The 363-nt window shown below is 62.3% G+C and carries 1 pseudogene; it reads left to right on the forward strand.

The window, feature by feature from the left end:
* Window positions 1–363: pseudogene (locus B4F73_RS12155) on the forward strand (glycosyltransferase family 39 protein); the annotation flags it as partial.

Here is a 363-nt window from a genome sequence, read left to right on the forward strand (position 1 = left end):
CGACAGCCTTTCCCGAAGACGTGCTCGCATCATGGGCGGATTATCGGGCGTTCCCACTTTGGTTCTGGTGGATCGGCTTTGGCCTTTGTGGAGTTGCCATCATCGAGTTCAGTCGGCGCCATGAGTGCAATGCTGCCATGTTCGCCATCTATGCGGCCGTCGCAATCGGCTGGCATATCCGCATCTTCATGCTGCCGAGCCAGGTCTGGGTGCAGCCGACCGAAACGGCGCGTCTGGCGCTGGAGGATGTCTGCGGTGTGCCGGGCGAGGCGTGTGACTGGCAGCCGCCGGAACGCATCCTGGCGCTTGGCTATGCCGAGCCCTCCTATGTGCTGACCCTTGGCACGCAGAATCTCCACCCGT

Origin of the sequence: Hyphomonas sp. UBA3601 (assembly GCF_002375605.1) — a bacterium.
In the GTDB taxonomy this organism is placed as follows: domain Bacteria; phylum Pseudomonadota; class Alphaproteobacteria; order Caulobacterales; family Hyphomonadaceae; genus Hyphomonas.